Here is an 11,248-nt window from a genome sequence, read left to right as displayed (position 1 = left end):
GACGGGACCCACGTCGGCCCGCTCGGCCTGCTCGGCCTGCTCGGCGTGCTCGAGACGTGCTCGRCGTGCTCGGCGTGCTCGGCGTGCTCGGCGTGCTCGGCGTGCTCGGCGTGCTCGGCGTGCTCGGCGTGCTCGGCGTGCTCGGCGTGCTCGGCGGCGTGATGCGACCCGGTCCGGCCGGTGTCGCCGGCAGGTGCGCGGCGAAGCCTGCGCCTGCCGGGTTCATAGCTGACGACACCGAGGACCGGCCACCCGAGGGCCTCCACGAGAGCGCTCGTTCGGGCGAGGTCACGAGCCAGGAGCTGCTTCGGCGTGAGGATGACGGCCACCGGGTTCTCACCAGGGTCCACCCATTCGCTCCCCAGTACGGAGCACTCGAGGCGGTGGGAGCCAGGACCAGCCGACGGGCCGACGTGTGGCGCGAGCAGACGCGCCCAGTCCTCGTCCCGCGCCAGGACCGGCACGACGAAGAGGTGCCCCGCCTCGTACCTTCGTGCCAACAGGGCCAGCCGGTCTGCAGCCTGTACCGCAGCGGCGACGGTGCGCGGAGAGACGTCGCGTGCAGGGAGGTGGCCCACGAGCGGCACATCGAGCGCGCGGGCGATCGCGCGGGCAGTGGGCAGTCGCGGCCGGAAGGTCTCGAGGGTCGCCGCGAGGCCGAGCCCCACGAGGGCACCGATGAGCGCGACGAGGATCCCCTTCTGCGGCGTGTCCTTGGGAAGCGCGACCGTCGGTTGGCGAACGGGGTCGAGCAGGACCGCCCTCGAGCTCGACAGGAAGGCGAGGTCGAGGTCCGAGAGCTGACGCTCGTACTCGGTCTGGCTCGCGGTGAGCGCGCTGAGCTGGGCCTGGATGGCGAGGACGTCGCCCGGCGAGGCGTGGGAGAGCCTGGACACGAGCTGCTGGCGCTGCTTGGTCAGTCCGTCGAGCTGCGACTTCACCTCCTTGCGGCGCTGTTCGACCGTCTGCTGGTCGCCGACGTTGGAGAACTGGATGACGTCCGAGGTCAGCGAGCCGGCGATGATGGCGGCCCGGCCCGGCGACGTGTCGGTGACCGCGATCTCCATGACCGGCGACACTCCGACACGGCGCACGTCGATGTGGTTCGCCGCGAAGCCGGCGACGTCTGCCTGCAGGCCCGCCTTGTCGAGCGCGACGCGCACCACCCCGGGACTCGTGGCGATGCCGAGGACCCGCTGGCTCGTCGCGTCGGCCTGGACGTTGGATGCCGCCAGGTCTCGTCCCATCTGCACCCGGGCCACGGCCTCGTACAGGTCGGCGTCGTTCCTCCCGAGCAGCACTGCCGCAGACAACGGAAGGACGATGCAGCTGAGGATGATCAGCCAGTGTCCCCGGAGTATCCGATGGAATGCCTCGTCGATCGTCATGTCCCCACACTCTGTGTCTCGAGCTGCCTTCTCGTGTACCGACGCTAGGTCTGCCGCAGAGGCACGACATCGCTCGCCGACACGACCCCCGACTACGTCAAACGACCGACCCCCTCGTGGCAGGCAGTGCTGCCGATCCGCGGGGATCCGGGCCACCGTGCTGCATGCCTACGCCGGTCACCGGACACGACGGGCGGCCGGGGCGACTGCATCCCGGGGGGAGGGGGTGCTGGAGCGTCGTCCCGGCCGCGTTAAACGGCGCCGTCGTGCTGCTGTCCTCGGTCGCGGCGCCGAGCTGGGTGGTTGCTAGATCCGGAGCTTCGTCGTCGTCGACGCGGACAGGCCGCCGGCGTCCGCCACCGTCAGGCGGAGGGTGTACGTGCCCGACGTCGAGTAGGTGCACTGTGCTGATGACGAGGTGGTCGGGCCGATGTCGGGAGCCCCGTTCCCGCACCGGTAGGTGTAGGTGAGCGCACCGTGCTCGGGATCGCTGGAACCAGACGCGTTGAGCGTGGCGACCTTCCCCGCGACGGTCACGGTGAGCACGGCCACGGGCGGCTGGTTGGAGGCGATGACGAGTGTCGTGAACGGGCTGTTCGCCTGGTTGCCCGCGTCGTCGGTCACGGTCACCCGGGCCTTGAAAGTGCCCCCGGCCGGATAGCTGCACGTGGCGGCGGCGGACGCCTGGGGTCCGACCTTCGTGCCGTTGCCGCACGTGAACGTGAAGGTGAGCGGGCGACCCTCGGGGTCGGACGAGGCCGAGGCGTCGAACCGCGCGGTGGTGGGCGCGAGGGACCCCGGCGGCGACGTCAGCGCCAGCTTCGCGGTAGGCGGCTGGTTCACCGCCACCGTCACGGTCCTCGTTGCCTGCGACGTCCGACCGAGCGCGTTGGTCACGGTCACGGATGCGGTGAACGTGCCTGCTACGGCATACGTGCAGCTCGCCGACGGCGATGACTGCGGACCCACCTTGGGCGCCCCGTTGCCACAGTCGAAGACGAACGAGAGGGCGCTGCCCTGCGGGTCGGTCGACGAGGACGCGTCGAGCGCCACGGGCAGCGGCACGGCTCCGGAGGTGGGCGTGGCGGTCAGCGCGGCCGCTGGGGGAAGGGCCGGCGCCGACGCGACGATCGCGACGGGTGCGGTCGAGGCCAGACCGGCCGTGTCGACGACCCGCACCGACGCCGTGTAGGTCCCCGCGAGCGGGTAGGTGCACGTCGCCGTGGCGAGGGTCTGCGGACCGACCGATGTCCCGTTCCCACACGCGAACATGTAGGTGCTGATGGCGTTGTCACCGGCCGACGAACCCGCGGCCGAGAGCGTGACGGACAAGGGAACGGTTCCGCTCGGCGGCGTCGCCGTGACTGCTGCCGTCGGGCCCCTCGCACCTGCCGCCCCGCCGTGGTACTCGAGCGCTCCACGGTCACCGTAGGGCGGTGTGCCGGCGCCGGTGTCCGGGACTCCGAGGACGTCGACGGGCGAGACCCCGTCGTGGTCGTCGGAGACGGCACCTGCCACGCCGAGGTCGGCGCTGTCGATCGCGGGCGACTGCGGCGTCAGCGCGAGGTCGCGTCCGGGTTGGTCGACGAATCCGGCTGCGGCCGCGATGTCGTTCGCGCCCTGACCGCTCGCCGAACGGAACCCGGCGACGGTCGGGTAGGCCACGGAGAACCACTCGTAGAGCGGGCCGCCGTTGCTCATGTGGACGAGGTTGCGGTCGACGGTCGATCCGGGGCTCGACTTCTCGTCGAGCCGGATGTCCCCGATCGTCCGGGTGCTGCCGATGGCGTTGTCGACGCTGATGTTGTCCGCCACGACGGCACCGGAGCAGCCACCCTCGAGGTTGATCCCCGCGGTCGCGTTGCCCACGGCCGTGTTGCCGATCACGCGGTCGCCCACCGAGCCCAGGCAGTCGAGCCCGTGGTCGCCGTTGTCGCGGACGATGTTGCGGCGCACGGTCGCGTTGTCGGAGCCGGTGTAGACCTCGATCCCCGAGTCCTGGTTGGAGTACGAGGTGTTGCGCTCGACGACGGCTCCCGTGGAGCCCGCGCTCACGTCGATGCCGTTGGCCAGTCGTTGCGTCGGGTGGACGTTGTCGTGCGCGGTGTTGCCGGAGACGGTTGCACCCGTGCTCGACTGCACACTGATTCCGTGGAATCCGTTGGCGTAGACCGAGTTCGACGACACGACCGCGTCCGCGCTCGTGGCGATGCGGATGCCGATGGAGCCGTTGCCGGTGCTGGTCGCCCCGGACACGCGGGTCCGGACCGAGCGGTCCGAGGAGATGCCGTAGCTCGAGGCCTGTTGCGCGAGGACCGACGAGACGACGACGTCCGACGAGTCCTGGATGCTGATCCCGACGCCGTTCTGCCCCACGGTCGTGAACCCGTCGACGACGACGGAGTCCGCACTCCAGAGCTTGAATCCGTAGGTTCGTGTGGATGCCGCGGTCGTTCCCGACGATCCCGGGCTGGCGCCGCCCACGTCGACGTAGAGCAGCCCGGCGGCGGCGTCGTAGAAGAACGTGCCGGAGGTCGTGCTGGTGACGCCGGTGGCGACCGCGAGCCGACTGCCGTCGCGCAGGACCTGGGTCACCGCCGAGGCCGATGACACGGGTGTGCGCCAGGCATTGGTCCCCGTCGCCGTCCACAGGGACGCGGCGGACAGGTCTGTCGTCCCGATGACCCGCACTCCACCGTTCGCGCGGAACGTCAGCGGAGCGGTCCGCATCCCGGTGTGGGCGGGGGTCACCTGCTCCGGATAGTCCCCCGCTTCCACGACGACCGTGTCACCGGCCAGGGCGACCGACGCCCCTCGGCTGATCGTGCAGAACGGGGTGCTCGTGCCGTCAGCGGAGTCCGAGCAGGACGCCGCGCCTCGGTCGACGTGGTAGGTCACGAGGGGCCGGTCGGTGAGCACGACGGGGTGTTCGGCCGTGGCCGACGATCCACCGGTGTCCCTGACGATGACGGTCACGACGTGGGTGCCGCTCGTGACGTAGCCGTGCTGCGCGACGGCGGAGGTCTGGGGACCGACCACGGTCCCGTCCCCGAAGTCGAACGTGTACGTGCTGATGCCCTCGAGGTCGACGTCGCTCGAGCCGCGAGCGTCCGCGGTCACGTTGAGGGCGGGAGGCACCTGGCCGCTGGTCGCCGAGAGCACGAGCACGGCGTGCGGAGGGTTCGTGCCCGAGTCCCCCGCCTGCGGCATCCGTTCGAGGGCGCCTCGGTCGGCGTAGGCCGGCGTACCCGTCCCACGGTCCACGACGGTCGGGTCGTCGGTCGGGGCGGTGCCCGCACGGTCGAGCGGCTCGAAGCCGCTCGCGCTCGTGTCGGCGGCGTCGATGGCCGCCGACTGCGCCGCCAACCGGAAGTCGTGGGTGCTTGCGGCGACGAACTGCGGGTCGCGCCCGAGTCCGGCCTGCTCCTGCCCGGTGGCTGCGGCGAAGCTCTCGACCGTCTGGTAGCGGGTGAGGCCGATGCGGACCGACGGGGTCCACACACTGTTCCAGATGAGGTCGCTGTCGGCAGAGAACCCGGTCATCGACGTCTGCTCGACGTAGAGGTCGGAGCTTGCGGTGGTGAGGCCGTTGTCGACGGAGATGTTGTCGCGCAACATGGCACCGGTGCTCTGCCCCTCCACGGAGATGCCGTCGTCGTGGTTGCCGTAGGCGGTGTTGGACACGTAGCGGACGCCCGTCGACCCCAGCGTGTCCAGGCCGTGGTTCCCGTTGCCGTAGCTGATGTTGCGGACAACGAGGGCGCGGGCCGAGCCGTTGTAGATCTGGATGCCGCTGTCCTGGTTGTCGTGCACGACGTTCGCCCTGACCACGTTGTCGGTCGACGTCGCGTTGACGTCGATGCCGGCCGCCGTGGCGCTTCCCGACGTGACGCGGTTCTGTGCCGACTCGTTGTGCTCGATGACGTTGCCCGACGAGCCCTGGAGCGAGATCCCGTGGTTCCCCGCGCCGGAGACTGAGCTCCCCGAGACCGTGGAGCCCGTCGTGGCGCTCAGCCTGATGCCCACGGAGACCGATGCCGTGACCGTCGACGCCGCCACGGTGATGCCCGAGCTCGAGGACTCGACGAGGATGCCGTAGCTGCCGCTGGACGTGCTCGAGACGTTCGTCAGCGACACGGTGCTGCTGCCGCTGACGCGCAGACCGGCGAGGTTCTGGCCGGTCGTGTCGAAGCCCTCGATGCTGACGTTGCTGCGACCCACGACGTTGAACCCGTAGGTCTGGGCGCCGGCGAGGACCGCGTGGCCCGTCGGCGACTGGCCACCCGTGTTGACGTAGAGCACCTTGGCGGTCGCGTCGTAGTAGAAGGACCCGCTCGGCAGGGCCGTCGCGCTCGTTCCCGTCGCGAGTCGTGCACCGTCGACGAAGACCTGCTTCGGCGAGCTCGGTGGGGCGTAGGCGGTGCTCCAGATGCCGCCCGCCTGGCTCGACCACGTGGCCGCCGAGAGGTCACGTGTGCCGACGACGTTCACACCGGGGCCCGAGGCCACGAACCGGATCGGCGCTCCGCCGACCCCAGAGGCGCCGACCGTGACCTGTTCGGGGTACGCCCCGGGGTTGACCGTGACGGTGTCGCCTGCCGTCAGCGCATGGCCGGCTGCGGCGCCGATGGTGCAGAAGGGAGTGGCGGCCGTGCCGGGCCCGGTGTCTGCGCAGCTGGACGTCGTGTTGTCGACCCACCACGAGGTTGCCGCCGACGCGGGACCGGCGACGACGAGCTGCCCGGTCAGGGCGAGCGTGAAGGCGGCAAGTGTTCCGGTCAGCCCTCGTGCGTGCATCGTCGGCTCCTCACGTCGGCGTGTGGTCTGTTCGACTCGTTGGTCTGGCGGCTGGTTGGTCTGGTCTGGTCCTGGTGGACCGGATCCGGTGGTGTGGTGGGGGTCAGTTCAGGACGGCGAACGGCCGCATCCGAGCGACGGGACGCACGATGCGGTGCTGGGTGAGCACCGACATCGCCGCGTTCACGCCGTTGTCGTCCAGGTGCGCGACCGTGGTCGGCGCCGCGTCCGAGTAGCTGAAGCGCAGCGTGTTTCGGCCCGATGGATCGAGCAGCGAACGCCCGTCCTTCTCGAACTGGTCGATGACCGTCCCCGCGCCGTGACACGCGGAGTGGAGGCTGTCCGCGCTGCGGTCCCCGGCGACGGCGAGATACGACGACGTCCGGTTGGTGCCGGGCAGAAGAACCGCCTGTCCGGTCGTGCCGAAGACCGTCCCCTCCGGCATACGGCTCGCTGGGAAGGCCCTGCACGAGTTGTGACGGTGCACGACCGCAGGTCGCCCGGCGACCTGCTCCTCGTATATCGAGTTGTGGGGCGAGTCGACGACGAGGCTGCCGATGTCGCCTCCGAAGACCCGGGCTGCGAGACCTCGCAGGGCGGCGTACGTCGCCAGGCGGAACGCGTAGCCGTAGTTCATCGCCGCGGCATTCGCGAGCATGAGGCGCTGCCCCTCGTCACTGGCGAGGTCGACGGGGGCGCATCCCTTGGCGAAGTAGAGCCGCATCCGCTCTCGCAGCTGAGCCGCCGATCGCGCCGTCGCGAGGTGGAACAGTGGCTTCTGGACCGACATGACGGCACGCATGACGCGAGCGGTGTCCCGACGTCGCTGGAAGAGGTGGCCGATCTCACCCGTGAGCACGCCTCCCCCCGCGTGGTACTGGAGCGTGACCTGTCCCTGGCGGACACCGAGCAGCTCGGCGAGGTGAGGGTCGAGGATCTCCTCCACCTGCTGGAGCTCGACGAAGTGATTGGTGGGGCCTACGGTCCCGAACCGCAGGCGCGCCAGGTGCCAGGCCAGCGCTGGGATCTCCCGACGGAGCCGCTCCGCCCCTCCCCACTGCTCGAGGTCGACCCGGCCGCCCTCCTCCATCCGCTCGAGCTCCTTCGCGTCGACCCCCCATCGGTCGGCAGCGAAGCCGGCGCCGTCGACAGCGGCGGCGACCACCTCTCCGGACGTCAGCTCGCGGGCTCCGCGGGTGGGGTAGGGATACTTCTCCTTGACCGCCCGGTAGAACTCGTGGATCGCTCGGTCGTCCGGTCGGTCGGTCCCGAGTGCGATGAGCGCCATGCCGCAGTTCACCGAGGAGCTGGTGAACGTCGGACGTATCGTCCCGCGAGTGGCCACCGCGATGCTCGACGGCATCTCCATGTTGCGTTTGTGGTGGAAGTCCGGCAACACCACGGGAGGCGCGGCCAGGTCGAGCCCGGCGGCGCCGAGCTCGAGCGAGTGCAGCACCGCCTCGTCGGCTCGCAGCCCGGGCCCGTCGAGCACCGTGGCCCTCGCTGCCGGGGGTGACGGGTATGCCGGGGGTGACGAGGGCGCTGACCGGCCCGGCTGCTGCCTGGTGCCGCGGCGACCTGCTGCGATGACCGTGAGTTGCACGCTGTTCCTCGCTTCGTCTGGAGGTTCGTTTGAAGGCGGCCGACCGACTCAGAAGTCGTCGGGGTAGAGCGCCGAACAGGATGTGCTGTCGGCGGGGCTGGAGCGGACGTAGTTGCCTAGCAGCGCGGCCATGATCGACGTGACCTCATCGACCGCGTTGCGCGACGACGCCTCGAAGAGGTCCTCGAGACCCGACAGGAAACGGGGGCCCGGCGCTGCGGACGACGTGCTGTAGATGCGCGGGTGGGTCGTCGCCTCACGGGCCTCGTGGCCGGCGAACAGACTCTCGTGGAGCTTCTCGCCGGGGCGCAGTCCGGTGAACCGGATGTCGACGTCGCTGAGGCCGAGCTGGCGGGCGTAGTTCGCGACGAGGTCGACGATGCGAACCGGCTTGCCCATGTCGAGGACGAAGGTCTCCCCGCCGCGCGCCAGATGGGCGGCCTCCAGGACGAGGCCGACCGCCTCCTCGATCGTCATGAAGAAGCGCGTGACGTTGGGGTGGGTCACCGTGAACGGCTCGTCGTTGCGCAGCTGCTCCGCGAGCACCGGCAGCAGGGACCCGCGGCTGCCCAGCACGTTGCCGAAGCGGACAGCAGCCACCGTGGTGGTCGCGCGTGACGCGGCAGCATGCTTCGTCACGAGCTCCGCGAGCTGCTTCGTGGCACCGAGAACCGACGTCGGGTCGGCCGCCTTGTCGGTCGAGATGAGGATGAACCGCCCGACCTCGTGGACGACCGCGGCCGTGACGACGTTGAGCGTGCCGCGCACGTTGGACTTGACGCCCTCACACGGGTGCCGTTCGAGCATCGGCAGGTGCTTGAGGGCCGCCGCATGGAAGATCACGTCCGGCCGCATGTCCCCGATGATCTGGTCCATGCGCTGCGCGTCGCGGATGTCGGCCACGACCAGGTCGTCTGAGTCGAGCAACCCCTCGCCGGTGAGCTCGAGCTGGAGACGGTGGAGGTTCGACTCGTCGTGGTCGAGCATGACGAGTCGCTCGGGTCCGAAGCCGTTCACCTGACGACAGAGCTCGCTCCCGATCGAGCCACCCGCCCCGGTGACCAGGACCCGCGCGCCGCGGATCGTCGCCTGGACCTCGGGAGACACGACGTGCATCTCCGGTCGACCGATGAGGGCTCCGATCTCGAGCGAGCGCAGGTCGGTGCCCACCACGTCGCGCTGCATCATGGTGACGAACGACGGCAGGTGGCGCACGCTCGCGCCGACGCGCGACGCCGTCGTCGCCAAGGTGCGGACCTGGGCCGAGGAGAGCCCCGGTATGGCGAGGAGCACGACGTCGACACGCTGCACCGTCACCACGGCGAGCAGGTCGGAGAGCATCCCCAGGACGGGAAGCCGTCGCACCACCCGCTTGTGCGTGTCGTCGTCGAGGAAGCCGATGGGGGCCAGACCCAGGTCCGGGACGTTCTCGAGATCGCGCGCCAGGGCACGGCCCGCCTCCCCAGCGCCCACGATCAGGGTTCTCAGCCCCTTCTGCATCGTGGGGATGAAGCCCAGATCGGCCGGTGTCCACTCGTACTGCAGTGACGTGCTCACTGTGTTCCTCCCAGCTCGGCCAGCGCCGCGCAGACCATGTCCACCTCGGCATCACTGATGACGGGATCCATCGGCAGCGAGAGGGTGCGGTCGAATACCGCGTCGGCACCGGGGTGCCCACCCGCGGACAGGACGCAGCTCCGGCGGAACCAGCTCAGTCGATGGACCGGGATGAAGTGCACGGAGGTGGCGATCCCGCGGGCGCGCAGCAGATCGATCAGCTCGTCTCGCGGCACGCCGTACTCGGGCAGGACCCGGACGGCATACAGGTGCCAGGCATGACGTCCTGTCGTGGGCCGAGGCGGGCGCCGGATCCCGGCGATGGCGGCCAACGCGCCGTCGTAGCGGTCAGCCACCTCCGCTCGTCGGGCCTGGTACTCGTCGAAGTGCCGCAGCTGGGCCCGGCCGATCACCGCCTGGACATCGGTCATGTTGGCCTTCAGGCCGTCGACGGCGACGTCGTACCTCCAGCCGCCACCCGGCAGATAGCGACGCCAGGCGTCGGCCGACATGCCGTGCAGGCGGGTTTCGCGGAGGCGCGCGGCCAGCTGCGCGTCGTTCGTGGTCACCATGCCCCCCTCGCCGATCGGCAGGTTCTTCGTCGCGTAGAAGCTGAAGCAGGTCGCGCGCGAGATCGTGCCGACCACGGCCGAACCCGAACGGGTCCCGAGCGCGTGGGCGGCGTCCTCGATGACGTGGTCCAGGTCGACGCCTGCCGCTGCCGCGAGCTCCCTGACGTCCGTGGGCAGGCCTCCGAGGTGCACGACGAGGAGGGCGTCGACGCCGCCGCACTCGGCGACGGACGCGGCGACTGTCTCGGGGCTCGGCATCGCGGTCAGCTCGTCGACGTCGGCGAGCACGGCCACGTGCCCGGCATGGCTGATCGCTGAGGCCGCCCCGCAGAAGGTCATCGTCGACGTGAGCACCTTGGAGCCGGGTGGCAGGTCGAGAGCGCGCAGGGACAGCTCGATGGCGGCGGTGCACGAGCTCACGGCGACGGCATGGTCGACCCCGAGGTATGCCGCGAACTCCCGTTCGAACTCGACGACGTGCTGGCCCGACGTCACCCAGCCGGATGCGAGCACGTCGAGCACCCCCTGGCTCACCTCGGGGCAGATCCGGGTCCGGGTGAAAGGCACGGCAATCGGCCGCGCGTCGTCCATCCGCCGCCGGGCGGGGGCGCGTGTCGCGAGCTCAGGCACCGCCCTCACCGCCGCTCCGCGCGAGGGCGACCGCGGCCGGCGCCGAATGGACGTGCATCTTCCTGAGGATCCGCCGCACGTAGGTCCGCACGGTGTTGTCCGACAGCTCGAGCGCGACACCGATGTCCTGGCGGCTCATCCCCGATGCCAGACAGGCGAGCACCTCCGACTCCCGCTGGGTCAGTGACCGAGTGGCACGTTCGGCAAGCTGTGGCCTGCGGGCGACGATGGCCGCGAAGAGGATGTGAAGCGGTTCGGCCGGCAGGTGGGCCTCTCCCTCGCCCAGGTCGACCAGCGCGGCGATCAGCTCGTTGACGCCGTCGCTGCGAGAGACCCACCCGCGGACACCGAGCTCCAGCGCGTCGGCGAACCGCGCGTCGTCCCCCGGACCGGCCATGACCAGGATGCGGAGATCCGGTGCCTCATCACCAACAGCGGCCAGGTCCTCGACCCGAACGCCGTCGCCGAGGCCGACCGCGATGACGTCGCAGCCGCGAACGAGGCGCCGGGCGAGCGCGTCCCGGACGGTCCGTGCCGTCCCGACGAGGTCGATGGCATCCTCATGGGCGAGCACGAGCGCAACGGCGTCGAGAAAGCCTTGGCGGCCGTCCACCATGACGACGCGGGTTGCCTGTTTCATGTCCCCGAGCCTGCCGCCGGACTCCCGACGGCGGACCCGACGCCGGAGGGACCGCACCGTA

The 11,248-nt window shown here is 70.5% G+C and carries 6 protein-coding genes; 1 reads left to right on the top strand and 5 read right to left on the bottom strand.

Annotated features, from left to right (window positions below; all coding sequences use genetic code 11):
• Window positions 1–65: 65 nt before the first annotated feature.
• Window positions 66–1,436 carry a hypothetical protein gene (locus ASD90_RS11555; protein ID WP_157623157.1) on the top strand — a complete coding sequence of 457 codons (1,371 nt, stop codon included), beginning with the start codon at window positions 66–68 and terminating at the stop codon, window positions 1,434–1,436.
• A 258-nt stretch (window positions 1,437–1,694) separates the two neighbouring features.
• Here ASD90_RS11555 and ASD90_RS11550 read toward each other — a convergent pair whose 3' ends face one another.
• The 5 genes from ASD90_RS11550 to ASD90_RS11530 all read right to left on the bottom strand — a co-directional run bounded on the left by ASD90_RS11550 (window position 1,695) and on the right by ASD90_RS11530 (window position 11,163).
• Entirely contained in the window at window positions 1,695–6,185 is a 4,491-nt protein-coding gene (locus ASD90_RS11550) for a right-handed parallel beta-helix repeat-containing protein (protein WP_056756110.1), read from the bottom strand.
• 103 nt (window positions 6,186–6,288) lie between these two features.
• Window positions 6,289–7,788 (bottom strand): RtcB family protein, encoded by a 1,500-nt coding sequence (locus tag ASD90_RS11545; RefSeq protein ID WP_235506582.1) that lies wholly within the window; start codon window positions 7,786–7,788, stop codon window positions 6,289–6,291.
• A gap of 48 nt (window positions 7,789–7,836) precedes the next feature.
• Entirely contained in the window at window positions 7,837–9,345 is a 1,509-nt protein-coding gene (locus ASD90_RS11540) for a nucleoside-diphosphate sugar epimerase/dehydratase (RefSeq protein WP_235506580.1), read from the bottom strand.
• On the bottom strand, window positions 9,342–10,556 hold the full coding sequence (locus ASD90_RS11535) for a DegT/DnrJ/EryC1/StrS aminotransferase family protein (protein ID WP_235506577.1): 1,215 nt from the start codon (window positions 10,554–10,556) through the stop codon (window positions 9,342–9,344). Before ASD90_RS11535 ends, ASD90_RS11540 begins: the two co-directional genes overlap by 4 nt.
• Window positions 10,540–11,163: a response regulator transcription factor gene (locus ASD90_RS11530; RefSeq protein WP_056756104.1), complete on the bottom strand. Its 624-nt coding sequence runs from the start codon at window positions 11,161–11,163 to the stop codon at window positions 10,540–10,542. Before ASD90_RS11530 ends, ASD90_RS11535 begins: the two co-directional genes overlap by 17 nt.
• Between the last annotated feature and the right edge of the window lie 85 nt (window positions 11,164–11,248).

Origin of the sequence: Terrabacter sp. Root181 (assembly GCF_001428505.1) — a bacterium.
Lineage (GTDB): Bacteria > Actinomycetota > Actinomycetes > Actinomycetales > Dermatophilaceae > Terrabacter.
The sequence above is the reverse complement of the archived record's forward strand: the minus strand, read 5'-3'. Positions and strand labels throughout refer to the sequence as shown.

What these genes read in the sequence shown, in the direction of transcription:
- ASD90_RS11550 (WP_056756110.1), bottom strand. Translation starts at nt 6,185, where the DNA reads ATGCACGCACGAGGGCTGACCGGAACACTTGCCGCCTTCACGCTCGCC.
- ASD90_RS11530 (WP_056756104.1), bottom strand. Translation starts at nt 11,163, where the DNA reads ATGGTGGACGGCCGCCAAGGCTTTCTCGACGCCGTTGCGCTCGTGCTC.